Genomic DNA, 26094 nt, shown 5'->3' on the forward strand with positions numbered 1-26094 from the left:
GTGAAGCCTGATACCCTTTGGAATTCTCCATGCCACGATCAGAAATAATGAGCCAGACTGCGACCATTTTGGTCATCGACGACGAACCGCAGATCCGTAAATTCCTGCGCATCAGCCTCGCTTCCCAAGGCTATAAAGTACTGGAGGCCGGCACCGGCACGGAAGGTCTGGCACAGGCCGCGTTGAACAAACCGGACCTGCTGGTGCTCGACCTCGGCCTGCCGGACATGGACGGGCAGCAAGTGCTGCGCGAATTTCGCGAATGGTCGACGGTGCCGGTGCTGGTGCTGTCGGTGCGTGCCAGCGAAGGGCAGAAAGTCGAAGCACTGGATGGCGGCGCCAATGACTACGTGACCAAACCGTTCGGCATTCAGGAGTTTCTGGCGCGGGTGCGTGCCCTGTTGCGACAGGCGCCGGTGGGCGAGGCTCAACAAGCGGCGCTGGCGTTCGGCCCGTTGACTGTGGACCTGGCCTATCGCCGGGTGCTGCTCGACGGTGTCGAAGTGGCGTTGACCCGCAAGGAGTACGCGGTGCTGGCGCAACTGGCGCGGCATCCGGGGCGGGTGATCACCCAGCAGCAATTGCTCAAGGATATCTGGGGGCCGACCCATACCGAAGACAGCCACTATTTGCGGATTGTGGTTGGGCATTTGCGGCAGAAGCTGGCGGATGATCCGATGCAGCCGAGGTTTATCGTGACCGAGGCGGGGGTTGGGTATCGGTTGTTGAGTGAGGGTGGGCTTTAGTATTTGTGTTGCCTGATCCAGCCCCATCGCTGGCAAGCCAACTCCCACAGGTGTTGAGGTGATCACAGTACTTGTGAACGATACAAATCCTGTGGGAGCCGGGCTTGCCAGCGATGAGGTTCTAACAGCCTCCCGAGAGCGTCAGGATTCTCGATCTCGCTCGCTCTCATACCTGTCCAGCGTATCCCGCGCAATTTCGCGCCCCAGCGCGATCAACTCCGGCGCCTTGTAAAACTCGAAAAACCGGCACACCCGCTTTGGCACGTTGATCAGAATATCCGGCGGATACCCGGCAATCTTGTACTGCGCCAACGACGTCTGCATCACCTCGAAACTCTGGTTGATCAAATCCAGCAAGGACGCCGGGCCCACGTTATCGATGATGAACGAACCGGTGGCGGACTTCGGTGCGCCGTCGCGTTCAGGAGCAGCCGCCGGTTGCTGGGCTTCGGGTTCGGCGGACTCGATCCAGGGGTTGATCTCGGCTGCTTCTGCAATCAACGCTTCTTTTTCCAGCAGCAGCAATTTCTCCGCTTGCTTGCGGCGGAACGGCAACTTCGAGCCCACCGAGTTGATCAGGCTGTCAAACCGGGTCCTGAACGCGGCGGGGCGCTGGATCACCGGCAATTTATAGTGGCGCTGGTTGGTGGAGTTGAGATTGACCGCGATGATCAGGTCGCAATGGCTCGACACCACCGGCACGATCGGCAACGGGTTGAGGATGCCGCCGTCTACCAGCATGCGATTGCCCTGCATCACCGGGGTGAACAGGCTCGGAATTGCCGCCGAGGCGCGCATCGCCTGGTGCAGGCAACCTTCCTGAAACCAGATTTCCTGCTGGTTGGTCAGGTCGGTGGCGACCGCCGTGTAGGGGATGCGCAAGTCTTCGATATTGATTTCGCCGACGATCTTGCGGATCTGCCCGAAGACCTTCTCGCCGCGAATCGCCCCCAGCCGAAAACTGACGTCCACCAGGCGCAACACGTCGAGGTAATCCAGGCTTTCGATCCAGTTCCGGTATTCGTCCAGTTTGCCGGCCGCATAAATCCCGCCCACCACGGCGCCCATCGAGCAGCCAGCAATGCAGGCGATGTCGTAGCCACGCCGTTCGATCTCTTCAATGACACCGATATGGGCATAGCCCCGGGCTCCACCTGAGCCCAACACCAGTGCGACACGCTTTTTCATGAATCGACCTCTTCTGAACAAGGTTCAACAATGCACCCATCGAGGGCTGTGCTTCAATCGCTAAGGTCGTATGGCAGGGTGAAGGCGTCGTTTTTTCGACACTCCATGGCGGCAGGGGGTATTCTCGCCAGCGCTAGAGTTTGCGCGGCGGGAGCAAGGCACTTTTCACGCGCCAGACCGTCTTACGTGCACGACTGTTTACCTATTGTTGAGGTGTAAGTGATGAAAGCCTGGATCTGTGTGCCCTTGATTGCGCTGGCACTCGCCGGTTGTGCCGGTAAAACCGCTTACCGTGACAGCTGTGGCAGCGGGATCGATGCCGCGTGGCATGAGCTGGACCTGGCCAAGGCCGAAGGTTTCGCCGGCACCGTCAGTTACTCCAAGGCCCTGTCGTTACTGACCGGCGCCAAGACCCAGCAGCAATTCGAAGCGTTCGAAGGCTGCACCAAGAAAGCCGAAAAGGCACGCTTCTATATTCGTGAGTCACGTGCCGGCCGTTAATCAAGGCGCTAGTCTGTAGGAGCCGGCTTGCCGGCGATGGCGCCATCACGGCCACCCTCGCCAGCAAGCCGGCTCCTAATTGGAGTCAATCCCATGATTAATCGGTTGGTGGCTCATGTTCTGGGCCTGGAAGTCCGTTTGCTGGCCTGTCAGGCCCGTTTGAGTGCTCGAACAGACCCGGAAGCATTGCACGATCTGCGCACCACGGTTCGCCGTTTGCGCAGTCTGCTGCGTCCATTGCGCGGCTTGCCCGGGGTCGAGCAGCTGGAAGTGGCGGCGTCCCGGGTCGGTGACCTGACCACGCCGTTGCGAGATCGTGAGGTGCTGGCGGCGTACTTGCTTGAGCACGATCAACCCGAAGCAGCGCAGCGACGCATGGCGCAGATGGCCAAGGCTTATCCGGCCGTTGCGGTGAGCCCTGAGCTGGCGCAGTTGCTGATGATCCTTGACGCCTTTCCGCGTTTCTTGCGCGCCTCACAGCGTCAGGGGTTGCTCAAGGGCTTGGGTCAACGCATCGAGAAACGCCTGGCCAAACAATGGAAGAAACTCGACCAGGCGCTGCATGATCCCGCCCATGATCGCCATCGTCTGCGCCTGTTGATCAAACGCGTTCGCTACGGCATCGAAGCGTATCCCGAGCTGGATCGCTTGCCGAAACCGGCACTGCCCAGACTGAAATCGGCCCAGGCCGCATTGGGCGATTGGCACGATTGCTGGCAATGGCTGGCCCGGGCCGAACAGGAAGCCGATTTGCAGCCTTGCGTGGCCGTGTGGAAAACCGCCATGGTCAACGCTGAGGGCCGTGCGGATCGTGTGCTCGACAAACTCAGTGCCGCCTGTTTCAAATCCTGAAACCTCCGCCGATCCAATGTGGGTCTCATCGCCAATAGGGCGGACAACACAAAACCCTGTGGGAGCGGGCTTGCCCGCGATAGCGGTCTGACAGTCGACATCAATGTTGACTGTTCTGGCCTCATCGCGGGCAAGCCCCACAGGGATTGTGTTGAACATGAAAGTTGTGTTCGATCCGATTGCGGCCTATCTGTCAGTCTCTTTGGCCAGAATAAGCGCTGTGTCATCCCCCGTGGCTGGTTAACATTCCTCCATCCTTTTCTGCCCTTGAGGTTTTCATGCGCTTTTCCGATCTGCTCGACGCCGTCCGCAGCCAGCCGCTGGAGCTGTCTATTCCGGCCGAATGGGCACAGGGGCGTGCCAGCTTCGGCGGCCTGGTGGCGGCTTTGCAATACGAAGCCATGCGCGCCAGGGTGCCGGCGGATCGCCCCGTGCGTTCGCTGGCGATCACTTTTGTCGGGCCGGTCGAGCCTGAAGTGCCGGTCAGTTTTGAAGTGGATGTCCTGCGCGAAGGCAAGGCTGTCAGCCAGGTACTGGGGCGGGCGATGCAGAAGGGCCAGGTGGTGACGCTGATCCAAGGCAGCTTCGGCGCCTCGCGACCGTCCGAAGTGGCGGTATCGGCGACGGCGGCCCCGGAAATGAAACACTGGGATGACTGCCAGGAACTGCCGTACATCAAAGGCGTGACCCCGGAGTTCATGCGCCATCTGGCGATGCGCTGGAGCGTTGGCGGTCTGCCGTTCACCGGTAATAAATCCCGCGAGATGGGCGGCTGGGTGCGCTTGCGTGGGGACGTGAAGGAAGAGGCGGTCAGTGAGGCGCATATCCTGGCATTGGTGGACGCCTGGCCACCGGCGCTGTTGCCGCACCTGACGAAAGTCGCGATGGGCAGCACGCTGACCTGGACCATCGAATTCGTCCAGCCACTGCTGGAACTGAGCACGCTGGACTGGTGCAAATACTTCGTTGAAATCGAACATGCCGCTGACGGCTACGGTCACGCGGCGGCGAAGCTGTGGAACGCACAGGGTCAGTTGATTGCCATGAGCCGGCAGACGGTGACGATTTTCGCCTGATCAGTGACGACGGTGACGCTCACGCCAGGCGCGCCACCAGCCGCCGCTGAGGAAAAACCGTGGGAAGGTCAGGAATTGCTCGACCAGCAGGCGCGATACCGCGTCCTTGCGATCACTGAACGGCTCGGAGGCTTGCGCCTCCAGGCTGTGACCGTGGCGTTGCAGGCCCAATGCCGCCAGCAGGCCGATGACGCCAATCGCGAAGTTCGCAAAGCTCAGGCTGAACACCCCGCACACCAGCAGCAGAAACGCCACGATGAACAGCGGCACGGCAATCAGGTGCAACACCAGATTGGCCGGGTGCTGGTGATTGTCCGGGTACGCGCGCCATTGCCAGGCGGGAAGGTTGGGGTGACGTTTGCCCATGATGCTGATCCTCGATCCATGTTGAACACATGGTTGAAGAATAGGCGCGGCATGGGCGGGCGGCGAATCAAGGATGGCTATCGGAGTGATAGGTGTCATGGGCAATATTGATGTTGACCGGGCTGGCACCTTTGCCGACAGGCCGGCCTCTCTCCCACATTGGAATGCATTTCAAATGGGGGAGCGAGCCTGCTCGCGATGGGGCCGTTACAGCTTGAGCTGCCCAATGGCCTTGCTCAACTCGCCGGCCAACGCCGCCAACTCATTACTGGTCGTCGCCGAATCCACCGTCTGCTGCACGGTGTTCTCGGTCACATCGCGAATGCTCACCACCGCCCGGTTCATCTCTTCCGCCACCTGGCTTTGCTGCTCGGCCGCCACGGCGATCTGCGTGTTGCTTTCACGCATCTGCGCCACGGCGCTGGTGATTTCCAGCAATGCGGCGCCGGCCTCTTGAGCCTGTTGCACGCAGTCGTCGGCCTTGAACGAGCTTTCCTGCATGAAGTCCACCGCGTCCCGGGTTCCGGCCTGCAGCGCCGAGACCATCAGGGTGATCTCATCGGTCGAGGTCTGCACACGTTTGGCCAGGTTGCGCACTTCATCGGCGACCACTGCAAAGCCACGTCCCATTTCCCCGGCCCGGGCCGCTTCAATCGCGGCGTTCAGTGCCAGCAGGTTGGTTTGCTCGGCGATGCTGTGAATGACATTGACCACGCCGTTGATTTTCTGACTGTCCTCGGCCAGGCGCTGAATCATCTCCGCCGTCTGCTGCACGCCAGTGGATAACCCTGCAATCGACTTCTGCACGCGACTGACCACTTCCTGGCCGCTGCCGGCCAGGGTGTCGGCGGTTTGCGAAAGGTCGCGGGTGGCGCCGGCGTGCTGGGCGATGTGATAGACGGTGGCGGTCATTTCGTTGATCGCCGTGGCGGCCTGGTCGGTTTCGCTTTGCTGGCCCAGCATGCCGTGACGAACCTCGTTCATGCTCGATGCCAGCCGCGCGGCGCCGACATCCAGTTGCCGCGCGGTGTTGGCGACAGTGGTGACCACCCTTTGATAACCGGCCTGCATGGCGTTGAACGCGCCGGCCATCTGCCCGACCTCGTCGTTGCAGGCCAGCGGTACACGGGCCGAGAGGTCGCCGGTTTTCTCAACGTGAAGCATCACGTCTTTCAAAGTGTTGAGCTGGCTGAGCAGAAAACGGATCAACAGTTGCGACGCGCCGAGCATCGCCAGCATCAGAATGAACACCGCGACCGCGTAGTTGGCGAAACGCTCACCGAACACCTGGCTCAGGCTCGGGCCATACGCGATCACCGCCACCTGTTGACCATCGGTGCGCGTGAACACTTCGGCGCCCATCAGCAGGTTGTCGCCGAATAGCGGCATCGAGTTGATCTCGACCCAGCCGTTGGCATCCGCCAGTTCCAGCACGGGCTGCTCGTTCAGCAACGGTGCCTGCCCGCGACTGAATGTCAGCAGGTTATCGGCTTTGGGCAGCGCTTGCCCGGCAGGCCAGGCGTTGAGCAATCGCGCCTGTGCCTGAGCGGACGCTTGAGAGGCATGACTGCGGGCCTGCTGTTCGAGCTGTACGGCGTACAACACCAACAGCAGGGTGGTGACGAAGGCGACAGCGTTGACCGCCCAGAATTTATATTTCAGCGAGATGTTGCTAAGCCAGGCACCCATGGAGGTCTTCTCTGATAGCGGAAACAGCATTGGCAAGGTGCCAGCATTGTGCCGCTACCCGAGGCGCTGGATCTTGATATGCGTCAACATTCCCCCTCACGCTCGCGCGCAGGAACTGCGGGACGTAATGCGCTATCCTTCGCGCCTTCAAAATTCCCTCGCTACAGGATTCCGCCCCCATGAAAGCCGCACTCGTCGAACTCATCAGCAAAATCAGCTCCGGGTGCATGAGCGAAGACGAAATCCTCAAAGTCGCTGACGAAGCGGCCCAGGCCTACGCCGATCCAGAGGCTTTTCTGACGGCCAATCCGGACATCAACTACGACGACACCTTTCCGATGCCATTGGGCGAGTGGGTCGTCGTCGGCAGCCTGCCGGAAACCGTGCTGTTCCAGGCCGACACCTACATGGACCTGTTCGCGCAGATCGTCGCGTCGTTCGGCCCGGGCGTGGATTTCAACATCAAACCCAAGCAACTGGCCAAAACCGAAGCCCTGACCGCGCTCAATCGCATTCAGGTGCAGATGGGCAGCATGAATAAGGAGAATGGCGGTTACACGCTGATGAACTTCAGCCAGCTGCTGGACGACGAGCTGCAAGTGGTGCTGGTCTATGGCAACGACGTTGCGCGTGTGCTCGAGCTGTGCGCTGAAGTCGGCATCACGGCCGCGCCGTCCCTGGAAGCCCTGAAAGTCGCCATCCACGTTTGATGGAATAAAACGGAACCCTCGCCAAGGCCGGCTATCCTAAGAGTGCAATCCACTCTTAGGGAGCGACACCATGGGTTCCACGTTCAACGGTCTGGTTGGCCTGATCATTCTGGCCCTGGATATCTGGGCAATCATCAACGTGCTGAAAAGTGGCGTCTCGACCGGGATGAAAATTTTCTGGGTGTTGCTGATCCTGCTGCTGCCGGTCCTGGGCCTGATCATCTGGGCCATCGCCGGGCCACGGGGCAATGTGCGGATCTGACCCGTTTCCCGAAACACCACCGAACCTGTGGGAGCTGACCTGCCAGCGATGGCATCACTGCGGAGTCTCTGATAGACCGCAGCGATACTATCGCTGGCAGGCCAGCTCCCACAGGTTTGGCGTCGAGCCGTCAACTGACGTTCGACCTGTCATCTTCCGCGACGTAGAATGCGCGCCTTTCCCGGGCAATCGAGCTGATCGATTGGCCTTCATGGGCGGGTAACCGTCCGTTGCCACCGCATTCATCGGAGCACTTCCCATGAGCAACACTCCAACCAGCGATTACCTGGAAACCCTCTACGAAGGCTACGGCCAGCGTTTTCGCATGGAAAAACTGCTGCACGAAGTGCGCACCGAACACCAGCACCTGGTGATTTTCGAAAACCCGCGCATGGGCCGGGTCATGGCGCTGGACGGTGTGATCCAGACCACCGAAGCCGACGAATTCATCTACCACGAGATGCTCACCCACGTGCCGATCCTGGCGCACGGCAGTGCCAAACGCGTGCTGATCATTGGTGGCGGCGACGGCGGCATGCTGCGTGAAGTGGCCAAACACGGTGGCGTCGAGCACATCACCATGGTCGAGATCGACGGCACCGTGGTCGACATGTGCAAGGAATTCCTGCCGAACCACTCCAAGGGTGCGTTCGATGATCCGCGCCTGAACCTGGTGATCGATGACGGCATGCGTTTCGTCGCCACCACCACTGAAAAGTTCGACGTAATCATTTCCGACTCCACCGACCCGATCGGCCCGGGTGAAGTGCTGTTCTCGGAAAACTTCTACCAGGCCTGCCGTCGTTGCCTCAACGAAGGCGGCATCCTGGTGACCCAGAACGGCACGCCGTTCATGCAGATCGAAGAAGTCAAAACCACCGCCGGTCGCTTGCGCAGCCTGTTCCCGGACTGGCATTTCTATCAGGCCGCCGTGCCGACCTACATCGGTGGCTCGATGACCTTTGCCTGGGGCGCGACCGACACCGCCTATCGCAAACTGTCCCGCGAAACCCTGCAACAGCGCTTTGCCGGCAGCGGCATCATCACTCGCTACTACAACCCGGAAATCCACATCGGCGCGTTTGCCTTACCGCAATACGTGCTGCAAGCGATCAACAAGCCAAGCAACGACTAAGCTTATTCACATCCCCTGTGGGAGCTGGCAAGCCAGCTCCCACAGGTTCTGTGTGTTTTCATGTTGGTGTGCCGTAATCCGTTTGAACGATCAGTCAGGCCAAAAGTCCAGATAGGTGTAAGCCCATTTGCGGGTTTGTTCGAGGAGGCACTGATGCAAAAGTGGAAAATCACTTTCGTGGATGATCACGGCGAAACAGTCGATGAAGTCTTTGAGTGCGACGAATGCCCGGACAACGAGCATGCCGCCAAACTCATCAAGGCCCGTCTCCTTCCTGTCGCTGCCGAACTGGATCTGAACGATCTGGAAGGGCGCACTGCTGATGCGAGCGTCAAGAATCTCAAGTCCCAGAACAGCATACAAATCCTCGGCATCACTCCCGTCTGAAACACTCTCTGGCACACTCTTGAAACACCAGGCCTTGGCAGCGGCGCTTACTTGAGGCTACTCTGCAATCGAGATCAGCGATTGGATCGCTAAGGTCTGGTCTTGTCAGCTACATGCTTGTTTCCCCTCGGCAACGTGGTTGCCGCAATGCTTGCACCATTCGGTTGCAGGCGTCGGGAGTACGGAAAGTCTATCCATCGGTTCAGGAGGACGTTTCATGAGCACAGCCTATCAAGAAGACATCAGCAGCTCGGTGCTGCGCCGCATGAAAGAAGGCGGTTTTGACTTTTCACGTTTCCATCCCATCGAGTTCTACGCCATTTTTCCGGACGAGGAGCGGGCACGCAGGGCGGCAGGGCATTATTCCGGCGAATCCATGAATGCACAGATCAGCGTACGGGACGACGGCGCATGGGCCCTGGAACTGAGCAAAGTGATGTCCGCCACTTACGACGGCATCGGCGACTTTGAGCAGGATTTCGAGGCGGTGGTCGAGCCTTTGGGTGGCATCATCGAAGGATGGGGCGTCAAGCAGGAGGTACGAGGGCTACTCGCATAACACTATGAACAGCGACAACATTCACTAACGGCTGACCTACGGGTTGGCCGTTTTCGTTTGTGGATTCAACGCCGACCTGTGAAGGAGCCGGCTTGCTGGCGGTGGCGTCCTCCCAATCTCCGCAAAACTGGCTGCCACGCCACCGGGCACAAATCCGGAAACAAAAAAAAGCCGCCCGAGCAGGCGGCTAAAAGGGAAGTTCAGTAAGCATTTCCAGCGAATGCGCCGATTATCCGCACCAACTGCCGGGCACTGAAATCAACTCTGACTATGCTGGTGATAGGCGAAAGCATTGCTTCGCAATGAAGCGGGGGCGATCAGGTTGGGGCATTTACCGCACAGGATTGGTGCGGTGCTAATGGCGTGATTATCCAACTGATTGATATTAAAGCGTTTCTGCCGATGGCACGGGCCTTGCGAAGCCTAGATGTCCGGGTGACAAGGAGTACGGCATGATCCGCACCTATTTTGATGAGATGTACGATGCCGGCGGCCAGGTCCGTCCGCATTATCGGGAGTTTGCCCGTTGGCTGGCCGAAACGCCTGACGAGCTTCTGGCACAACGGCGACGCGAGGCCGATCTGTTGTTTCATCGCGCCGGGATTACCTTCACGCTCTACGGGGACGAGCAGGGGACAGAGCGCCTGATTCCCTTCGACACCATTCCGCGCAGCATCCCCGCCAGTGAGTGGCGGATTGTCGAACGCGGCTGCATCCAGCGGGTCAAGGCGTTGAACATGTTCCTCGCCGACCTCTATCACGAGCAGCGCATCATCAAGGCCGGCATCATCCCGGCCGAGCAAGTGCTGGCCAATGAGCAATACCAGTTGGCGATGCAGGGGCTGGATTTGCATCGGGATATCTATTCGCACATCTCCGGCGTCGACCTGGTGCGCGATGGCGACGGCACGTACTACGTGCTCGAAGACAACCTTCGTACACCCAGCGGCGTGAGCTACATGCTCGAAGACCGCAAGATGATGATGCGACTGTTTCCCGAGTTGTTCTCGGCCCAGCGCATCGCCCCTATCGACCACTATCCGAACTTGTTGCTCGACACCCTGAAAAGCTCCAGCCCCATCGACAACCCGAGCGTGGTGGTGCTGACACCGGGTCGCTTCAACAGCGCGTTTTTCGAGCATGCGTTCCTTGCGCGAGAAATGGGCGTTGAACTGGTAGAAGGCGCGGACCTGTTCGTGCGGGACGACAAGGTGTTCATGCGCACCACCGACGGGCCGAAAGCGGTGGATGTGATCTACCGTCGCCTCGACGATGCGTTCCTCGATCCGCTGGCGTTCAACCCGGACTCGATGCTCGGCGTGCCGGGGCTGCTGTCGTCCTACCGCTCGGGCAACGTGGTGCTGGCGAATGCCATCGGCACCGGGGTCGCGGACGATAAATCGGTGTATCCGTTTGTGACGGACATGATCCGTTTCTACCTCGATGAGGAACCGATCCTGAAAAACGTGCCGACGTTCCAGTGTCGCAATCCTTCTGAACTGTCCCACGTGCTGGCCAATCTTCCGGATCTGGTGGTCAAGGAAACCCAGGGTTCCGGCGGTTACGGAATGCTGGTGGGGCCGGCGGCGACGGCGGCGGAAATCGAATCCTTCCGCGAGCGGATCAAGGCCAAGCCCCACGCGTACATCGCGCAACCGACGTTGTCCCTGTCGACCTGTCCGACCTTTGTCGAAAATGGCATCGCACCACGCCACATCGACCTGCGTCCGTTTGTATTGTCTGGCCGCGAAACCCGGGTTGTGCCCGGTGGTTTGACCCGTGTCGCCTTGCGTGAAGGCTCCCTGGTGGTGAACTCCTCCCAGGGCGGCGGAACCAAGGACACCTGGGTGGTCGAGGATTGAAGGAAGCCTGCCATGTTAAGTAGAACTGCCTCGGATTTGTATTGGATGTCGCGTTACCTGGAGCGGGCGGAAAACCTCGCACGGATGCTCGACATCAGTTATTCGCTGTCACTGATGCCACAGGATGGTCGCGGGGATGGTCTGCATGAGCTCGCCATGCCGCTGCTGATTACCGGCACCCTGGACGATTACCTCGAACGCCACGGCGAGTTGCATGCCGAACGGCTGCTGCACTTTTTCGCCCTGGACGCGGCCAACCCGGCGAGCATTTACAGCTGCCTCGGTTCGGCGCGGGCCAGTGCCCATGCCGTGCGGGGGCGAATCACCGCGGACATGTGGGAAAACATCAACGCCACGTGGCTGGAAATTCGCGGCATTGCCGAGCAAGGCTTGAGTCGCTACGGCATGAGCCGGTTCTGCGAGTGGATCAAGGAGCGTTCCCATCTGTTTCGTGGCGCGTCCTACGGCACGATCATGCGCAACGATGCGTTCCGGTTTATTCGTCTGGGCACCTTTATCGAAAGGGCTGACAACACCTTGCGCCTGCTCGATGCGCGCTACGAAATGGCGGGCGATCAGGCCGAAGCGGTCAGCGACGGCACGGCTCACGCCTATTACCAGTGGAGTGCCTTGTTGCGAGCCTTGTCGTCGTTCGAGGCCTACACCGAAATCTACCGCGACGCCCCTGGCGCCCGGCATGTGGCCGAGTTGCTGCTCTTGCGCGCCGATGTCCCGCGATCCCTGCGCGCCTGCACCGAAGAAATCGACCAGATCCTCGCTCAACTGCCGGGGGCCAATGGCCGTCCTGCGCAACGTTTGGCCGCCGAAATGGACGCACGCCTGCGCTACACCGGCATCAACGAAATTCTCGACGAAGGCCTGCATGCCTGGCTGACCGAGTTCATCCCGCTGGTGCGCCAGTTGGGTAACGCCATACACAGTTCCTACCTGGAGGCTGCATGAGACTTTCCATTAGCCACGAGACCACCTATCACTACGAAGATCAGGTGCGGGCGAGCATCCAGTACCTGCGACTGACCCCTCACGACAGCGAGCGCCAGCACGTGCTCAGCTGGCAACTCGACCTGCCGCGCCCGGTGCGCGCGCAACTCGATCCGTTCGGCAACATCCTGCACGTGCTGACCATGGACGAGCCGCATGAAGCGATCATCATCGGCGCCCGTGGCCAGGTCGATATCGACGAACTGCGCGAAGCCGAACACGAGAGCCAGTCGGCGCTGCCGTTCCTGCGTTTCACGCGCCTGACCGAAGCCGACGAAGCGTTGCGTGCGTTTGCCGAGAAAGAATGCAAAAAGCGCCGGGATCGTACGGCGCTGATCGATTTGATGCATGGCCTGAATTCACACATGACCTACACGCCGGGCTCCACCGAAGTGGACACCAGCGCTGCGCAAGCCTTCGCCGGGCGTTCGGGTGTGTGCCAGGACCACACGCACGCGTTTCTCGCCTGCGCCCGCAGCCTGGGCATTCCGTCACGTTATGTGTCGGGCTATTTGTACAGCGAGAACAGCGAGCATCTGGCCAGCCACGCGTGGGCGGAAGCCTGGCTCGATGACGCGTGGTACAGCTTCGACGTGACGAACGAACTGGCACGGCCGGAGCGGCATTTGAAGCTGGCGGTGGGCCTGGATTACCTGGATGCTTGCCCGGTGCGCGGGATGCGTCGGGGCGGCGGGTGTGAGCAGATGCATGCGAAGGTGTTTGTGTCGCCGACGCCGATGCCGGTGATTTCAGTCCAGCAGCAGTAAGCCGGAACGCCGCACAACCTTGCAGGCGCTGGCAAGCCAGCTCCTGCAAGGGACCGCGTCAGGCCGGGGCTTGCTTCAGGGTTTAACTTTGCGCCCGGCCATATGCTTCAAATACCCCACCAACATGTCCAGATCCCCATCCGGCAGCACCTGTGGAGCAAACCCCGGCATCTTTGCCTGCGGCCACTGCCGCAAACTCTGCGGATCACGGATGTACCGTTTCAAAAAGTCCGCGCCAAAATACTCCGTCGGATTAAACGGAATATTCAGATCCGGTCCGAACTGCGCATCCCCGGCGCCGTTCAATCGATGGCACGCCAGACAGTTCTTCTGAAACAGTGCAAACCCCAGATTCACCGGATCGTCCGCCTTAAGCGCCGGGTCCGGCAGCAGGGCAGGGAAGCGCTCGGCCACCGGCGCCATGCGTTTGATGTGCGCCACTTGAAAGGGCCATTGCTCGGGACTGATATTGCCCGCTTGCGGGTCGGTCCAGACCAGATAAAACGGCCCGGCACTCGGCTTGCCTGCCGACAGCGCCGGCCACGGTTTGGCCGGGTCCTCAATCGCCAGCCACGCTCGGGCACCGTGCGTATTGAGCAGCGGCGCGGCCGCCAGTTCGGCGGCAAAACCATCCAGGGCTACCGCTTGCAGGTGATCGTCAGGTTGGATGCCGGTCAACAGCGCCGCCAAGGGCACGGCGCGATAACTCATGTCCCGTTTGTAGGAAACGTCGTTGGTAATGGTGAGGGTCTGAACCTGAGGATGCTTGAGCAATTCCTCGGTCTGCCAGGTGCGACTTTGCCCGCCCAGCTCCAGGTTCAGCTGTGCTGCAAACAGAGGCGTGCTGAGCAGCAAGGCCCCGAACAAAATGAGCGTTTTCAACAGATCGCCGTCCATGTCGTGGAAGTGCCGCAAAGGTTGGCACACCCACGCTGGCCCGGATAGCGAGCCAGTCACATTTTTAAGAGGCGATGGAAAACGTGCGCCGGTTTTTCAATAAAAGACTCAGCCGATCACCTTGGTCAGGTTCGGCAAAATCAACAACAGCGTAGTGGCGAAAAGAATGAGCCCGGCTTGACGTACTTTCGAGTGTTTGAACATGGCTTGACCGCCTTTTTTGTTATTTCCTGATGCCTGCCTGCATATCTCCATGACGGCAGAGCGTTGCACTTCCTGTAGGGCGAGCGCCTCGGCAAAACCCGACGACAACTTCGCATATGTTCACCTTAGGGCCCGCGTCACTCGTGGTTTAGATCCCTTTCGTATGGAGAACGCACTTATTGCTTTAAAAATGGCATGAGGCCTATTGCCAGCTTCTTTGCCGCCCGTTTGCTAGACATGTCGGTGTCCGGAAACAGTCAATCCGGTAGCACACTACCGTCCGTCTGAGCGTGTCCGTCAACGCCGGTGAGCATTGTGGTCATTGAATCGGCGGTGGCTAGGCATAAGGTGAGGGCTCAGTATTCTCACTGCCAGGTTCGAGGACGTCATGACCCAAGCTTTGATTTTCGACGCGTTACGCACGCCCCGTGGCAAGGGCAAGTCCGATGGCGCGTTGCACAGCGTCAAGCCCGTGAACCTCGTGGCCGGGTTGCTCAGGGCGCTGGAGCAGCGCACGTCGCTCGACACCAGTCAGGTCGACGACGTGGTGCTGGGCTGTGTGACGCCGGTCGGTGATCAAGGTGCGGACATCGCCAAGACTGCGACCCAGGTGGCCGATTGGGACGTCAGCGTCGCGGGCGTGCAGATCAACCGCTTCTGCGCGTCGGGGCTGGAGGCCGTCAACCTCGGGGCGATGAAAGTGCGTTCCGGCTTTGAAGACCTGGTGGTGGTCGGTGGCGTCGAGTCGATGTCCCGTGTGCCGATGGGCAGCGATGGCGGCGCCTGGGCGCTGGACCCGGAAACCAATTTGCACAGCCATTTCACCCCGCAAGGCGTGGGCGCCGATCTGATTGCCACCCTCGAGGGCTTCAGCCGCCAGGACGTCGATGCCTACGCGCTGCACTCTCAGCAAAAAGCGGCGCGGGCGCGGGCCGATGGTTCGTTCAGCAAATCGCTGGTGTCGGTGCGGGACCAGAACGGCATCATCCTGCTCGATCACGATGAGTTCATCCGCGCCGACTCCACCCTGGAAGGCCTGGGCAAACTCAAGCCGAGCTTCGAGATGATGGGGCAAATGGGCTTCGACGCCACGGCATTGCGGGTCTACAGCCACGTCGAGCGAATCAACCACGTGCACACGCCGGGCAACAGTTCCGGGATCGTTGATGGCGCAGCGTTGATGCTGATCGGCTCCGAAGCCAAGGGGCGGGCGCTCGGCTTGCAGCCACGGGCGCGAATCGTCGCCACGGCGGTCACCGGCACTGACCCTACCATCATGCTCACCGGCCCGGCGCCGGCCACCCGAAAAGCGCTGGCCAAGGCCGGGCTGCGGGTCGAAGACATCGACCTGTTCGAGGTCAACGAGGCGTTTGCCTCTGTCGTATTGAAATTCATCAAGGACATGGCCATCGACCCGGACAAGGTCAACGTCAACGGCGGCTCCATCGCTATGGGGCATCCGCTCGGCGCCACTGGCTGCGCAATCCTCGGCACGCTGCTCGATGAACTGGAATCCCGGCGCCTGCGCTATGGCCTCGCGACCCTGTGTGTCGGCGGCGGCATGGGCATTGCCACCATCATCGAACGCCTCTGAGCCACGATTTCAAGGAAACCCTCCATGACCGAAGCCATTCGTTACGAAAAAGGGCAGGACCAGATTGTCGTCCTGACCATCGACATGCCGGGCCAGAGCGCCAACACCATGAACGCGGTTTACCGCGAGGCCATGGCTGCGTGTGTGGCCCGTTTAGTGGCTGAAAAAGAAAGTATCGCCGGCGTCATCATTACCTCCGCCAAGAAGACCTTCTTCGCCGGCGGCGACCTCAATGAACTGATCAAGGTCGGCAAGCCTGAAGCCAAAGCGTTCTACGACATGGTGCTGACCCTCAAGGGCCAATTACGCACGCTGGAAACCCTGGGCAAACCGGTGGTCGCCGCGATCAACGGTGCGGCGCTGGGCGGTGGCTGGGAAATCTGCCTGGCCTGTCATCACCGCGTCGCGCTGGACAATTCATCGGTGCAGCTCGGCTTGCCGGAAGTCACCCTTGGCCTGTTGCCGGGCGGTGGCGGGGTGGTGCGCATGGTCCGGATGCTCGGTCTGGAAAAAGCCTTGCCCTATCTGCTTGAAGGCAAGAAAGTCCGTCCGCAACAAGCCCTGCAGGCAGGTTTGATCGATGAGTTGGCGGTGGATCACGATGAGCTGCTGAGCAAGGCGCGCACCTGGATTCTGGCCAATCCGACGGCGGTACAACGTTGGGACGTGAAGGGTTATCAGATACCTGGCGGTACGCCGTCGAACCCGAAAGTCGCGCAGATGCTGGCGATTGCGCCGTCGATCCTGCGCACTAAAACCCAAGGTTGCATGCCCGCACCGGAGAAGATTCTTTGCGCCGCAGTGGAAGGCGCGCAGGTGGATTTCGACACGGCGCACCTGATTGAAACCCGTTACTTCACCGAGCTGACCACCGGCCAAGTCTCGAAAAATCTGATTGGCACCTTCTGGTTCCAGCTCAACGAGATCAATGCCGGCGGCTCACGGCCTCAAGGGGTTGCACCTTATGTGACACGTCGCGTGGGTGTTCTGGGCGCGGGGATGATGGGGGCCGGGATTGCCTTCGTCAGTGCTTCGGCCGGTATCGAAGTAGTGCTCAAGGACATCAACCTCGCGGCGGCGGAAAAGGGCAAGGCTCATTCAGCGACGTTGCTGGACAAAAAAGTTGCCCGCGGTCAGTTAAGTGCCGAGCAGCGCGATGCGGTGCTGGCGCGGATTAAAACCACTGAGAATAACGTTGATCTGGCCGGTTGTGACCTGATCATTGAAGCGGTATTCGAAGACCGTGAACTGAAAGCCAAGGTCTCCTCTGCCGCACAAAAAGTCGTCGGCCCGGACGCCGTGATTGCTTCCAACACCTCGACCTTGCCCATCAGCGGCCTCGCCACCGCCGTGCCGGATCAGAGCAAATTCATCGGCCTGCATTTCTTCAGTCCTGTGGAAAAAATGCCGCTGGTGGAAATCATCAAGGGCGCCAATACCAGCGATGAAACCCTGGCCCGCGGTTTCGATTTCGTCCTGCAAATCAAGAAAACCCCGATTGTGGTCAACGATAGCCGCGGCTTCTTCACTTCGCGAGTGTTCGGCACCTTCACCAACGAAGGCATTGCCATGCTCGGCGAGGGTGTCAGCGCGCCGATGATCGAGACCGAAGCGCGCAAGGCCGGCATGCCCATCGGGCCTCTGGCGATCTCCGACGAAGTTTCCCTCAGCCTCATGAGCCATATCCGCCAGCAAACGGCCAAAGACCTGCAAGCAGAAGGGAAACCGCTGATTGAGCACCCGGCGTTTGCCGTGATTGACTTGCTGCTCAACGAATACAAACGTCCGGGCAAAGCGGCAGGAGGGGGGTTCTACGAGTACCCGGTCGGCGGCCAGAAGCACTTGTGGCCAGAGCTGAAAAGCCGTTTCGAGAAGACTGACGGGCAGATATCACCAAAGGACGTGCGCGATCGCCTGCTGTTTGTGCAAGCCATCGAAACCGTGCGTTGCGTGGAGGAGGGCGTACTGACCTCGACCGCGGATGCCAACGTTGGCTCGATCTTCGGCATCGGTTTTGCGGCCTGGACCGGCGGTGCGCTGCAGTTCATCAACCAGTACGGTGTGAAGGACTTTGTCGCGCGTGCGCAATACCTGGCCGAGCAGTATGGCGAACGGTTCGCGCCACCCGCATTGCTGCTGGAGAAAGCGGCCAAGGGGGAGGTATTTTAAGGGACCGATGACGACTCGCGGGGCTTGCCTTGGGACGGTGTTTCGAGGCAGGCTCTGGGGTGTGCATTATTCCCATCACGTGTCAGGTATTTTTTATGTCGTTACGCATCTGCATTCTGGAAACCGACATCCTGCGTCCGGAACTGGTCGATCAATATCAGGGTTACGGGCAGATGTTCCAGCGTCTGTTTTCGCAACAACCCATCGCGGCCGAGTTCACTGTCTACAACGTGATGCAGGGCGAGTACCCAAGCGATGACGAGACCTTTGATGCCTATCTCGTCACCGGCAGCAAAGCCGATTCCTTCGGCACCGACCCATGGATTGAAACCCTCCGGGCTTACCTGCTGACCCGTTACGAGCGCGGCGACAAACTGCTCGGCGTGTGCTTCGGCCATCAGTTGCTGGCACTGCTGCTGGGCGGCAAAAGCGAACGTGCGACCCAGGGCTGGGGTGTCGGCACCCACAGCTACAAACTGGCGGCCAAGGCGCCGTGGATGAGCCCGGTGCGGGAAGAACTGACGTTGTTGATCAGCCACCAGGACCAGGTAACCACGCTGCCGGAAAACGCCACGGTCATCGCCTCCAGCGATTTCTGCCCGTTCGCCGCGTACCACATCAACGACCAGGTGCTGTGTTTCCAGGGGCACCCGGAATTCATTCACGATTACTCGCGAGCCTTGCTGGATATTCGTCAGGAAGCGTTGGGCGAACAGGTTTATACCAAAGGCATGGCGAGCCTCGAGCATGAGCATCATGGCGCTACCGTTGCGGAGTGGATGATGCGGTTTGTGGCGCACAAACCCGAAACGGTTTAACGCTAAAAGCATCGCTGGCAACCAGCGCCTACAGAGGTTTGCGTTTCCTTTGTAGGCGCTGGTTGCCAGCGGGTTCACATACGACGCGGTATCGACTACAACCACCCCGATTTCTTGAAGCTCGCCCACAAACTCACACACCCCACCGCAATAAACCCCAGCACCGCGAAATACCCGTAATGCCAGGTCAGCTCCGGCATGTTCTGGAAGTTCATCCCGTAGATACCGGCCACCGCCGTCGGGAATGCCAGAATCGCCGCCCACGCCGCAAACTTGCGCTGCACCACGCTCTGCCGTGAAGCCTCCAGCAATACCCCGACTTCAATGGTCTGGCTGGCAATGTCCGCCAGGGTTGTCAGGTCTTCCATCTGCCGGGTCACATGGATCTGCACATCGCGGAAATACGGGCGCATGTTCTTGTCGATGAACGGAAAGTTCAGCTTCTGCAGTTCCTCACCGATTTCCACCATCGGCGCCGCATAACGACGCAGGCGCAATACGTCTCGGCGCAGGCCATGAAGCTTCTGGATGTCATGCTCATTGAGGGCGCTACACAACACGTTGCGCTCCAGCTCATCGATCTCGGCATGAATGGCTTCGCCCACCGGCTGGTAGTTTTCAATCACGAAGTCGAGGAGGGCATAGAGTACGAAGTCTTCCCCGTGTTCAAGCAGCAGCGGACGCGCCTCACAACGCTGTCGGACATAGGCGTAGGACGCCGAATGACCGTTACGCGCGGTAATGATGTAGCCGTTGCCGGCAAAGATATGAGTCTCGATGAACTCAAGCTTTCCTTCATGGCGGATTGGCGAATACGTGACGATAAACAACGCGTCGCCGAAGGTTTCGAGCTTCGGTCGGCTATGTTTTTCCAAGGCGTCTTCGATGGCCAGTTCGTGCAGATTGAACTGGCGTTGCAGGTTGGCCAGTTCCTGGGCGTCCGGCTCTTCGAGGCCGATCCAGACAAAGTGGCCAGGCTTGGCAGCCCAGGCAGCGCCTTCGTCGAGGGTGATATTGGTGACTTTCTTACCGGCGCTGTAAACCGCAGCAGCAACAACTCTACCCATGATGTTCGTTCACTTCTTATTGGCAGGCTTTCGTTAGCAAATGGGGCAGGCGGTGTTCAGCTTAGCCTTGTCTGCTGCTTGAGAGTCAGTGAAATCTGTGGAGTTCGCCGGTAAGGGGTCGCCGACAAAAGAAAACCCGCACAGGCGGGTTTTCTTTTACGCGGCTTGCAGTTGCCGGTCCATCGATGCAATGCATTCGCGCATCTGCTCGCGGCACTGGGCGATCAGCAGCGGCATGTCGTCCAGGCTAAGACCTGCTGTAGGAATCGCCGGCAACGAACGGATCAGAATTTTCCCACTGCGCCAGCGGTTCAATCGCATGTGTTTGACGTAACTGCTGACACACACCGGGACGATCGGCACGCCCGCCGCGATCGCCATCTGGAACGCGCCTTTCTTGAAGGGCAGCAGGTCTTCGCCGAGATTGCGCGTACCTTCCGGGAACACCCAGATCGAGGTGTCTTCATGTTGCAAGGTGTGCGTGGTGGTCAGCATCGACTGACGTGCCTTGTGCGCATTGCCACGGTCAATCAGCACATTGCCGGCCAGCCAGAACAACTGGCCGAACAATGGCACCCACTTCAGGCTCTTCTTGCCGATGCACACGGTGCGGCGGGGCACCACGTTGCCGAACACAAACAAGTCATAGTTGGACTGGTGATTGGCGATGATCACGCAGCTCTCGGGTTTGTCCATCAATGGCCCGACCTCGGCCTTGACCCGCAAACGCAAAATACACATTGCCGGCCACGCATACAGACGCGCGCACAAACGGCTGTTGTCCGGGTTGAACGGGCGGCACAGCCCCAGAATTACTCCCAGCACGCCAGCGAGAATAAAGTGCAGCCCCATCAATAACATACGAAACACAAACAGCATTTACAGGCCCCACCGGGACAAAAGGTGGCGCAGTGTACGGATGTGCACTGTTTTCGGCAATTGCCGCTATAGAGGTAGGAGATAGCCGATGTTTGAGCGCATGTTTCCGACTTGTTGGTCAGACGTGTTCTAGAGCGGTTGTAGACTTTTCAACAAGGCGCGTATGAAAAAGCCCGACACGATGGTCGGGCTTTTCGGTGCAGCGTGTCTGGATTAAACCAAATGCTCTTGATCCTGAATGATTGCGTTGTCCAGGGTGTCCAGCAGTGCCTTGCGCACTTTCAGTTTGGTGTTCTTGTGCGCGGTCATGTTGATCTTCTTCAACTGACGAGCTGCCGCCAGCGCTGCGCCTTGCAGCTCTTCGGGCGACACCACCAGATCGAGGAAACCCGCATCCACGGCACTCTTCGGGTTGAACATCTCACCGTTGATCACCGAACGATGCAGCGCTGCCTTGCTTAGACGATCACGGGCGATTTCAATGCCGGCGTGGTGCATCGTCATGCCGATCTGCACTTCGTTCAGGCCAATGCTGAACGGGCCGTCGACACCAATTCGGTAATCCGCCGACAACAACAGGAACGCACCCTTGGCCACTGCATGCCCAGGGCACGCGACGATCACCGGAAACGGGTGCGACAGCAGGCGACGGGACAGCGTCGAGCCAGCCGTCACCAGCGCCACCGCTTCTTTAGGGCCGGCTGTCATCACCTTCAAGTCATAACCGCCCGATAGAATCCCGGGGGTACCGGTAATGATCACCACCGCACGATCAGTCACCGCCTGATCCAGCGCAGCATTAAACGCAGCAATCACGTCTGGAGAGATGGCATTGACCTTGCCGTTGCTCAAGGTCAGGGTCGCGATTCCGTCTTCGAGGTGGTAGGAAATCAACTCACTCATGACGCTATTCCTTATATGAAAGTTGGGGCAGACGTTACCCACCGCCGCAGGCCAGGTAAAGCGCCGTGACTGACCCGTCAGTCACCCTTTCCCCGCCGGGCAAGCGCAGCCTGCCACCCCCGCCGGGCGTTCCCCTCTCTATAAAGGAGCGCGCGAAGCCAGAGATTGGCAGGTATGCCATGGTCCGGAATGCGCCAGAACCTCTAAACCGCTAAGCACATGAAAATTCTGCAAAAAAAGTTTGCCATCAGAAAAGCTTTCGACTACATTAGCGCGCCTCGACAGACAGAACATGTTTGACGAGATACGGTGAAGTGTCCGAGTGGCTTAAGGAGCACGCCTGGAAAGTGTGTATACAAGAAATTGTATCGAGAGTTCGAATCTCTCCTTCACCGCCAAATTCGATGTAACCAGAACCCCTGATTTCGAGAGAAGTCAGGGGTTTTGTGGTTTCTGGAGTATGGAATTCAAGGCGGCGTTATGCCGGAATTCAACATCTAACAGGCCAAACTGGAAAAGGCTCATGTGGGCAGTTATTTCCAGTTTCCGGCAATGCGCTGGAGCGTCTCCAATTTCCGCCAGCTCATGCCGACGATCAATGTTTCACGGGGCCTGGGTGCACCAATTCCGTTGGAATCGGCGTTGCGTAAAGACGTCAACGCGATCACCTTCACGCCGCTCGGCGCGAAGGCGTCGATGACTTGGGATCAATCACTGGCGGAAACTTACACTGACGGGATTGTGGTGATGCACCGCGGCAAGGTGGTGTACGAACGATACTTCGGTGGACTGAAAGCGGAAGGCCAGCATGCGGCGATGTCGGTGACCAAATCTGTGGTCGGCACGCTGGGGGCGATGTTGGTCGCGCAAGGGGCAATCGATGCGGACAAGCCTGTCGCAGATTACGTCCCCGAATTGGCCGCTTCCGCCTTTGGCAGTGCCACGGTGCGCCAGGTCCTCGATATGACCACCGCGCTCAAGTACAGCGAAGACTACGCTGACTCTGATGCCGAGGTCTGGGCACATGCAAAAGCCGGAAGTCCGCTGCCCAAGCCAAGGGACTACACCGGCCCGAGAAGTTACTACGAGTTTTTGCAGACGGTTCAGCGGCAAGGTGAGCATGGGAAAGCGTTCGACTATAAGACCGTCAATACCGATGTTCTGGGTTGGATCATCGCCCGAGCGACGGGGCGCAATGTTGCGCAGTTGTTGTCCGAGCGTATCTGGAGTCGGCTGGGTGCCGAACAGGATGCCTATTTCACCGTGGACTCCATCGGCACGCCGTTTGCCGGCGGCGGCTTGAATACCGGCCTGCGGGATCTGGCGCGGTTCGGTGAAATGCTGCGCAATGAAGGTCGGTTCAATGGCCAACAGATCGTGCCAAAAGCGGTGGTGGACGATATCCGTCGAGGTGGCGACAAGCAGGTTTTTGCCAAGGCCGGGTATGGCTTGCTTAAAGGCTGGAGTTACCGGTCGATGTGGTGGGTGATGAACAAGGAAGGCTGGGCGTTCATGGCGCGCGGTGTTCATGGGCAGCGCATCTACGTTGATCCGCACGCCGAGATGGTTATTGTTCGCTATGCCTCGCACCCTGTTGCCAGTAATTCGGCTAATGATCCTGTCACGTTGCCTGCTTTTGATGCGTTGGCAAACTATCTGTCCAGGTTGCCTTGAGTGCCTGTTTATGAGGAAGGAATGTCCATGATCACCACCACAACCCACGCCATCGAAGGTCGCCAAATCACCGCTTACCTCGATATCGTCAGCGCCGAGTCGGTGCAGGGTGTCAACGTTATCCGCGACATGTTCGCCGGCATGCGGGATTTTTTCGGCGGGCGCTCTCAAACATTGGAGCGTGCATTGAAGGAGGCGCGGATTCAGGCCACTGACGAGATCAAGGAACGGGCGCGGGCACTGCAGGCCGACGCGGTGGTGGGGCTCGATTATGAGATCAGCATGCCGGCCGGCAAGGGCGGTATGGTGGTGGTATTTGTGACCGGGACGGCCGTCAAACTGAGGTGAATCGCGCAACGGTTCATGTGTATTTCCGTAGGAAACCGTGCTGGCCATTCGTCGGGCGTTCGGCAATCTGAATTACAAGTCCGGTAATGACCGGCTAGTCTCAAAAGCTTGGTGGTCGGTATGTTTCAGGCAAATAGGGCTTGCCGGTATCGATCCCGCATTTGAGAGGGGCGAAAAGATGGCTGATCCGTATATCGAAGACGACGGTGCTGAATTTCCGATCAATAATTGCGTGCGGTGTGGCCAGACAGACTATGTGGTGGCTTACGGTGACGATGAGGTCAAGCTCGGCAAAATGAAATCCCAGGTGCCCCGAGGGCCGAAGGCGAAATTTTTACCCAAGGTTGCGGCCCCTGTCAGGAAGTAACCCGTCACCTCCAGACCCCGTCATTGAGCGGGGTTTTTTATGCCTGAAACTTTTTTTTGCCGCGTGTGTTTTTCCGCCAGAGCTTTCACAAAGTTTTCACAAGGTCTTACGTAATCTCAACTCATCCGTTAGAAAGCAACACCTGGCCCGTCTCCCCAGCGGGCTTTTTTTTGCCTGTCATAAAACCTTTTCCATAAACGCTGTCCAACCGTCGCCGATGGTGAGGTTGGGTCTGTGCGTCTGGACTTTCTCGCTGCTTGAGCATTCAATCTCGACCCTTTCTTATTTCCCCCTGTTTTTGAGGTTCTTGTCATGCGTTTAACTCTGCCCGCTCTGGTTTTGGGGCTTTTGGTTGCTCAAGGTGCAATGGCTGCTGGCGACGGCACTGCCGCGCTGGGCGGCGGTCTGGGTGGCGCGCTGGGTAATGTGGTCGGCCAAAGCATGGGCGGCAGCACTGGCGCAGCGATTGGTGCTGGCGTAGCGGGCGCCGCTGGCAGCGCCGTTGCAGCACGCAAAGGCAGCCGCACCAAAGCAGCCATCGGCGGCGGCGTGGGTGCAGCGGGCGGCTCGGTGATCGGCAACAGCCTGGGCGGCAAGACCGGTTCGACCATCGGCGCAGGCTTGGGCGGTGCTTTGGGCGGCGGCGTGGGCAGCAACCTGGCCAAGGGCCACAAGCGCCACTGATTCTGATTGATCCGTTCAAAAGCCCGGCTTGATGCCGGGCTTTTTGTATCTGGTTGTTTCTCTTTCGCTGCTATTGCATCTATTAGCGGTCCAACCGTCATCGCTGGCCGGATTCAGTGGGGGCAGGTGCTAGACTCCGCCCATCCGCAGCGCGTCCTTTCCCCCGATGCGGAATTAGAGGTTCATATCATGCGTTTGACATTGTCCACGTTGTTTCTGGGACTTTTGGTTGCTCAAGGTGCGATGGCTGCCGGTGATGGCACCGCTGCTGTTGGCGGTGGTATTGGCGGTGCATTGGGTAACGTGGTTGGCCAGCAGATGGGCGGCAGCACCGGTGCCGCGATTGGCGCAGGCGTGGGCGGCGCGGCGGGCAGCGCTGTTGGCGCGCCCAAAGGCAGCCGTACCGCAGCGGCGGTCGGTGGTGGTTTGGGCTCGGCGGGCGGCTCGGTAATTGGTAACAGCCTCGGCGGCTCCACCGGTTCGACCATTGGCGCAGGCCTCGGCGGCGCAGCGGGTGGTGCGGTGGGCAACAACCTGGGCACTGACAGTGGCGGCTCCCATTCCGGCAACGGGCACAAAAACAAGCATAAGAATAAGCACAAGAACAAACATCACTGAGTCGACAGTCAGTGACAGTAAAACCCGGCCTGGCGCCGGGTTTTTCGTTTTCGCGAGCATGACATCGGAACGATTGACCTCAGCCCGCCTCGAACTTTATACACACCTGAATGTTATGAGGCATGCCATGACTCCCGAAACCGAAGGCAAGGAAGAAAAAGGCCCAAGCGGACTTCCGTTCATCAACGACCCTGGCAACGAAGATCCTGGGTCACTGATGGATGACGCGACGGTGCCGCTCAACGATGCCGATGACGCGGGTGACGTAGGGCTGACTGAGTTTGAAGACGAGGATGAAGACGAAGACGAGCAATGATCAGCCGTTATGATTGGAGTGACCGGTCGTCTCCTTGATCGAACGGTCTTCGTCGCGGAGCCATCGAATTTTCAGGAGCTTGTTTTTCAAGTTCTTTGAGAGGTGCTTTATGAACGCTGATTCGAAAGATACCGACATCGATGACACCCCCGAGTATCCGCTGCCTTCGCCGACTGATTCGCTGAGTCGTGATCAGCGGCCGCCGGATGATGAAGAGGCGGGGGTGGAACAGGTGCCTGACGGTGATGTAAAGCGCAGTGATACTGATGTTGAAGCGCTTCCTGATGATCCGGATGTTGCGGGGGAGGATGGTTCCAATGAACCGAGTTAAATTATATTTGAGTTTAATCGCCATTTGTTAACGGAATGGTTTCTAAGAAAGGCGATTGCTAATGGGAGTAGCATCTGTCCAAGGAAGAAGAGTGGGGGGGCTGGCGAGAGTGAGGTAACTCAT

At 59.1% G+C, this 26094-nt stretch carries 29 protein-coding genes and 1 tRNA gene; 23 read left to right on the top strand and 7 right to left on the bottom strand.

Annotated elements, in window-relative coordinates; genetic code table 11:
- The first annotated feature begins 47 nt into the window (after positions 1 to 47).
- Positions 48 to 746 carry a response regulator gene (locus tag F8N43_RS00065; RefSeq protein WP_150630109.1) on the top strand — a complete coding sequence of 233 codons (699 nt, stop codon included), beginning with the start codon at positions 48 to 50 and terminating at the stop codon, positions 744 to 746.
- Positions 747 to 887: 141 nt separating this feature from the next.
- On the opposite strand, the gene F8N43_RS00070 is transcribed toward F8N43_RS00065, so the two are convergent.
- Positions 888 to 1934 carry a patatin-like phospholipase family protein gene (locus F8N43_RS00070; protein WP_150630108.1) on the bottom strand — a complete coding sequence of 349 codons (1047 nt, stop codon included), beginning with the start codon at positions 1932 to 1934 and terminating at the stop codon, positions 888 to 890.
- 222 nt (positions 1935 to 2156) lie between these two features.
- On the opposite strand from F8N43_RS00070, the gene F8N43_RS00075 reads away from it, so the two are divergent.
- The 3 genes from F8N43_RS00075 to F8N43_RS00085 all read left to right on the top strand — a co-directional run bounded on the left by F8N43_RS00075 (position 2157) and on the right by F8N43_RS00085 (position 4363).
- The gene (locus tag F8N43_RS00075; RefSeq protein ID WP_045058957.1) at positions 2157 to 2435 is read left to right on the top strand and encodes a hypothetical protein; all 279 of its coding nucleotides are present in this window, start codon (positions 2157 to 2159) and stop codon (positions 2433 to 2435) included.
- A 93-nt stretch (positions 2436 to 2528) separates the two neighbouring features.
- Positions 2529 to 3287 (top strand): CHAD domain-containing protein, encoded by a 759-nt coding sequence (locus F8N43_RS00080; protein WP_150653027.1) that lies wholly within the window; start codon positions 2529 to 2531, stop codon positions 3285 to 3287.
- Between the two features lie 278 nt (positions 3288 to 3565).
- Entirely contained in the window at positions 3566 to 4363 is a 798-nt protein-coding gene (locus F8N43_RS00085; protein WP_150630106.1) for an acyl-CoA thioesterase, read from the top strand.
- Here the strand turns inward: F8N43_RS00085 and F8N43_RS00090 are convergent, their stop codons facing one another.
- Both F8N43_RS00090 and F8N43_RS00095 read right to left on the bottom strand, forming a co-directional pair.
- On the bottom strand, positions 4364 to 4729 hold the full coding sequence (locus tag F8N43_RS00090; protein WP_008027303.1) for an Mpo1-like protein: 366 nt from the start codon (positions 4727 to 4729) through the stop codon (positions 4364 to 4366). It abuts the gene before it with no gap.
- 207 nt (positions 4730 to 4936) lie between these two features.
- Complete coding sequence (locus F8N43_RS00095; protein WP_150630104.1) at positions 4937 to 6418, bottom strand: methyl-accepting chemotaxis protein; 1482 nt, start codon at positions 6416 to 6418, stop codon at positions 4937 to 4939.
- 179 nt (positions 6419 to 6597) lie between these two features.
- On the opposite strand from F8N43_RS00095, the gene F8N43_RS00100 reads away from it, so the two are divergent.
- From F8N43_RS00100 to F8N43_RS00135, 8 genes are all read left to right on the top strand, one after another.
- Positions 6598 to 7128, top strand: a complete 531-nt coding sequence (locus F8N43_RS00100; RefSeq protein ID WP_150630103.1) for a hypothetical protein — start codon at positions 6598 to 6600, stop codon at positions 7126 to 7128.
- A gap of 70 nt (positions 7129 to 7198) precedes the next feature.
- Entirely contained in the window at positions 7199 to 7390 is a 192-nt protein-coding gene (locus F8N43_RS00105; protein WP_150653028.1) for a PLDc N-terminal domain-containing protein, read from the top strand.
- A gap of 259 nt (positions 7391 to 7649) precedes the next feature.
- The gene (gene speE / locus F8N43_RS00110) at positions 7650 to 8525 is read left to right on the top strand and encodes a polyamine aminopropyltransferase (RefSeq protein ID WP_150630101.1); all 876 of its coding nucleotides are present in this window, start codon (positions 7650 to 7652) and stop codon (positions 8523 to 8525) included.
- Positions 8526 to 8678: 153 nt separating this feature from the next.
- Positions 8679 to 8912, top strand: a complete 234-nt coding sequence (locus F8N43_RS00115; protein WP_150637829.1) for a hypothetical protein — start codon at positions 8679 to 8681, stop codon at positions 8910 to 8912.
- A 217-nt stretch (positions 8913 to 9129) separates the two neighbouring features.
- Positions 9130 to 9471, top strand: a complete 342-nt coding sequence (locus tag F8N43_RS00120) for a ribonuclease E inhibitor RraB (RefSeq protein ID WP_017337348.1) — start codon at positions 9130 to 9132, stop codon at positions 9469 to 9471.
- A gap of 452 nt (positions 9472 to 9923) precedes the next feature.
- Positions 9924 to 11333, top strand: coding sequence for a circularly permuted type 2 ATP-grasp protein (locus F8N43_RS00125; RefSeq protein ID WP_150630099.1), 1410 nt, complete (start codon positions 9924 to 9926; stop codon positions 11331 to 11333).
- Positions 11334 to 11345: 12 nt separating this feature from the next.
- Positions 11346 to 12296, top strand: a complete 951-nt coding sequence (locus F8N43_RS00130; RefSeq protein WP_150630098.1) for an alpha-E domain-containing protein — start codon at positions 11346 to 11348, stop codon at positions 12294 to 12296.
- On the top strand, positions 12293 to 13102 hold the full coding sequence (locus F8N43_RS00135; RefSeq protein WP_150630097.1) for a transglutaminase family protein: 810 nt from the start codon (positions 12293 to 12295) through the stop codon (positions 13100 to 13102). Before F8N43_RS00130 ends, F8N43_RS00135 begins: the two co-directional genes overlap by 4 nt.
- 75 nt (positions 13103 to 13177) lie before the next feature.
- Here F8N43_RS00135 and F8N43_RS00140 read toward each other — a convergent pair whose 3' ends face one another.
- Complete coding sequence (locus F8N43_RS00140; RefSeq protein WP_150630295.1) at positions 13178 to 13999, bottom strand: c-type cytochrome; 822 nt, start codon at positions 13997 to 13999, stop codon at positions 13178 to 13180.
- A gap of 592 nt (positions 14000 to 14591) precedes the next feature.
- On the opposite strand from F8N43_RS00140, the gene F8N43_RS00145 reads away from it, so the two are divergent.
- From F8N43_RS00145 to F8N43_RS00155, 3 genes are all read left to right on the top strand, one after another.
- A complete protein-coding gene (locus F8N43_RS00145) occupies positions 14592 to 15797 on the top strand; it encodes an acetyl-CoA C-acetyltransferase (RefSeq protein WP_150630096.1) in 1206 nt (401 codons plus the stop codon).
- A 24-nt stretch (positions 15798 to 15821) separates the two neighbouring features.
- The gene (locus tag F8N43_RS00150; RefSeq protein WP_150630095.1) at positions 15822 to 17966 is read left to right on the top strand and encodes a 3-hydroxyacyl-CoA dehydrogenase NAD-binding domain-containing protein; all 2145 of its coding nucleotides are present in this window, start codon (positions 15822 to 15824) and stop codon (positions 17964 to 17966) included.
- A gap of 95 nt (positions 17967 to 18061) precedes the next feature.
- Positions 18062 to 18784: an amidotransferase gene (locus F8N43_RS00155; RefSeq protein ID WP_150630094.1), complete on the top strand. Its 723-nt coding sequence runs from the start codon at positions 18062 to 18064 to the stop codon at positions 18782 to 18784.
- 95 nt (positions 18785 to 18879) lie between these two features.
- Here F8N43_RS00155 and F8N43_RS00160 read toward each other — a convergent pair whose 3' ends face one another.
- The 3 genes from F8N43_RS00160 to F8N43_RS00170 form a co-directional block, all read right to left on the bottom strand.
- Complete coding sequence (locus tag F8N43_RS00160) at positions 18880 to 19851, bottom strand: magnesium and cobalt transport protein CorA (RefSeq protein WP_150630093.1); 972 nt, start codon at positions 19849 to 19851, stop codon at positions 18880 to 18882.
- 156 nt (positions 19852 to 20007) lie between these two features.
- Entirely contained in the window at positions 20008 to 20730 is a 723-nt protein-coding gene (locus tag F8N43_RS00165; RefSeq protein ID WP_150630092.1) for a 1-acylglycerol-3-phosphate O-acyltransferase, read from the bottom strand.
- A 213-nt stretch (positions 20731 to 20943) separates the two neighbouring features.
- Positions 20944 to 21633: a crotonase/enoyl-CoA hydratase family protein gene (locus F8N43_RS00170; protein ID WP_150653029.1), complete on the bottom strand. Its 690-nt coding sequence runs from the start codon at positions 21631 to 21633 to the stop codon at positions 20944 to 20946.
- Positions 21634 to 21941: 308 nt separating this feature from the next.
- On the opposite strand from F8N43_RS00170, the gene F8N43_RS00175 reads away from it, so the two are divergent.
- The 8 genes from F8N43_RS00175 to F8N43_RS00210 all read left to right on the top strand — a co-directional run bounded on the left by F8N43_RS00175 (position 21942) and on the right by F8N43_RS00210 (position 25971).
- Positions 21942 to 22031 (top strand) — tRNA-Ser (locus F8N43_RS00175).
- A gap of 154 nt (positions 22032 to 22185) precedes the next feature.
- Positions 22186 to 23307 (top strand): serine hydrolase domain-containing protein, encoded by a 1122-nt coding sequence (locus F8N43_RS00180; RefSeq protein ID WP_224787806.1) that lies wholly within the window; start codon positions 22186 to 22188, stop codon positions 23305 to 23307.
- A gap of 27 nt (positions 23308 to 23334) precedes the next feature.
- Entirely contained in the window at positions 23335 to 23655 is a 321-nt protein-coding gene (locus tag F8N43_RS00185) for a YbjQ family protein (RefSeq protein WP_008027329.1), read from the top strand.
- 178 nt (positions 23656 to 23833) lie between these two features.
- Entirely contained in the window at positions 23834 to 24022 is a 189-nt protein-coding gene (locus F8N43_RS00190; RefSeq protein ID WP_150634790.1) for a hypothetical protein, read from the top strand.
- A 312-nt stretch (positions 24023 to 24334) separates the two neighbouring features.
- The gene (locus F8N43_RS00195; RefSeq protein WP_017337435.1) at positions 24335 to 24706 is read left to right on the top strand and encodes a hypothetical protein; all 372 of its coding nucleotides are present in this window, start codon (positions 24335 to 24337) and stop codon (positions 24704 to 24706) included.
- A 189-nt stretch (positions 24707 to 24895) separates the two neighbouring features.
- A complete protein-coding gene (locus tag F8N43_RS00200) occupies positions 24896 to 25324 on the top strand; it encodes a glycine zipper domain-containing protein (RefSeq protein WP_150637843.1) in 429 nt (142 codons plus the stop codon).
- Between the two features lie 127 nt (positions 25325 to 25451).
- Entirely contained in the window at positions 25452 to 25640 is a 189-nt protein-coding gene (locus F8N43_RS00205; RefSeq protein ID WP_150633968.1) for a hypothetical protein, read from the top strand.
- Positions 25641 to 25749: 109 nt separating this feature from the next.
- Positions 25750 to 25971, top strand: coding sequence for a hypothetical protein (locus F8N43_RS00210; RefSeq protein WP_150633969.1), 222 nt, complete (start codon positions 25750 to 25752; stop codon positions 25969 to 25971).
- Positions 25972 to 26094: the final 123 nt, after the last annotated feature.

The sequence above is a fragment of the Pseudomonas fluorescens genome (genome assembly GCF_902498065.1).
Lineage (GTDB): Bacteria > Pseudomonadota > Gammaproteobacteria > Pseudomonadales > Pseudomonadaceae > Aquipseudomonas > Aquipseudomonas fluorescens_BJ.

Coding starts and splice junctions, on each gene's coding strand:
- F8N43_RS00065 (WP_150630109.1), top strand. CDS start 48: ATGAGCCAGACTGCGACCATTTTGGTCATCGACGACGAACCGCAGATC.
- F8N43_RS00070 (WP_150630108.1), bottom strand. CDS start 1,934: ATGAAAAAGCGTGTCGCACTGGTGTTGGGCTCAGGTGGAGCCCGGGGC.
- F8N43_RS00075 (WP_045058957.1), top strand. CDS start 2,157: ATGAAAGCCTGGATCTGTGTGCCCTTGATTGCGCTGGCACTCGCCGGT.
- F8N43_RS00080 (WP_150653027.1), top strand. CDS start 2,529: ATGATTAATCGGTTGGTGGCTCATGTTCTGGGCCTGGAAGTCCGTTTG.
- F8N43_RS00085 (WP_150630106.1), top strand. CDS start 3,566: ATGCGCTTTTCCGATCTGCTCGACGCCGTCCGCAGCCAGCCGCTGGAG.
- F8N43_RS00090 (WP_008027303.1), bottom strand. CDS start 4,729: ATGGGCAAACGTCACCCCAACCTTCCCGCCTGGCAATGGCGCGCGTAC.
- F8N43_RS00095 (WP_150630104.1), bottom strand. CDS start 6,418: ATGGGTGCCTGGCTTAGCAACATCTCGCTGAAATATAAATTCTGGGCG.
- F8N43_RS00100 (WP_150630103.1), top strand. CDS start 6,598: ATGAAAGCCGCACTCGTCGAACTCATCAGCAAAATCAGCTCCGGGTGC.
- F8N43_RS00105 (WP_150653028.1), top strand. CDS start 7,199: ATGGGTTCCACGTTCAACGGTCTGGTTGGCCTGATCATTCTGGCCCTG.
- speE (WP_150630101.1), top strand. CDS start 7,650: ATGAGCAACACTCCAACCAGCGATTACCTGGAAACCCTCTACGAAGGC.
- F8N43_RS00115 (WP_150637829.1), top strand. CDS start 8,679: ATGCAAAAGTGGAAAATCACTTTCGTGGATGATCACGGCGAAACAGTC.
- F8N43_RS00120 (WP_017337348.1), top strand. CDS start 9,130: ATGAGCACAGCCTATCAAGAAGACATCAGCAGCTCGGTGCTGCGCCGC.
- F8N43_RS00125 (WP_150630099.1), top strand. CDS start 9,924: ATGATCCGCACCTATTTTGATGAGATGTACGATGCCGGCGGCCAGGTC.
- F8N43_RS00130 (WP_150630098.1), top strand. CDS start 11,346: ATGTTAAGTAGAACTGCCTCGGATTTGTATTGGATGTCGCGTTACCTG.
- F8N43_RS00135 (WP_150630097.1), top strand. CDS start 12,293: ATGAGACTTTCCATTAGCCACGAGACCACCTATCACTACGAAGATCAG.
- F8N43_RS00140 (WP_150630295.1), bottom strand. CDS start 13,999: ATGGACGGCGATCTGTTGAAAACGCTCATTTTGTTCGGGGCCTTGCTG.
- F8N43_RS00145 (WP_150630096.1), top strand. CDS start 14,592: ATGACCCAAGCTTTGATTTTCGACGCGTTACGCACGCCCCGTGGCAAG.
- F8N43_RS00150 (WP_150630095.1), top strand. CDS start 15,822: ATGACCGAAGCCATTCGTTACGAAAAAGGGCAGGACCAGATTGTCGTC.
- F8N43_RS00155 (WP_150630094.1), top strand. CDS start 18,062: ATGTCGTTACGCATCTGCATTCTGGAAACCGACATCCTGCGTCCGGAA.
- F8N43_RS00160 (WP_150630093.1), bottom strand. CDS start 19,851: ATGGGTAGAGTTGTTGCTGCTGCGGTTTACAGCGCCGGTAAGAAAGTC.
- F8N43_RS00165 (WP_150630092.1), bottom strand. CDS start 20,730: ATGCTGTTTGTGTTTCGTATGTTATTGATGGGGCTGCACTTTATTCTC.
- F8N43_RS00170 (WP_150653029.1), bottom strand. CDS start 21,633: ATGAGTGAGTTGATTTCCTACCACCTCGAAGACGGAATCGCGACCCTG.
- F8N43_RS00180 (WP_224787806.1), top strand. CDS start 22,186: ATGCGCTGGAGCGTCTCCAATTTCCGCCAGCTCATGCCGACGATCAAT.
- F8N43_RS00185 (WP_008027329.1), top strand. CDS start 23,335: ATGATCACCACCACAACCCACGCCATCGAAGGTCGCCAAATCACCGCT.
- F8N43_RS00190 (WP_150634790.1), top strand. CDS start 23,834: ATGGCTGATCCGTATATCGAAGACGACGGTGCTGAATTTCCGATCAAT.
- F8N43_RS00195 (WP_017337435.1), top strand. CDS start 24,335: ATGCGTTTAACTCTGCCCGCTCTGGTTTTGGGGCTTTTGGTTGCTCAA.
- F8N43_RS00200 (WP_150637843.1), top strand. CDS start 24,896: ATGCGTTTGACATTGTCCACGTTGTTTCTGGGACTTTTGGTTGCTCAA.
- F8N43_RS00205 (WP_150633968.1), top strand. CDS start 25,452: ATGACTCCCGAAACCGAAGGCAAGGAAGAAAAAGGCCCAAGCGGACTT.
- F8N43_RS00210 (WP_150633969.1), top strand. CDS start 25,750: ATGAACGCTGATTCGAAAGATACCGACATCGATGACACCCCCGAGTAT.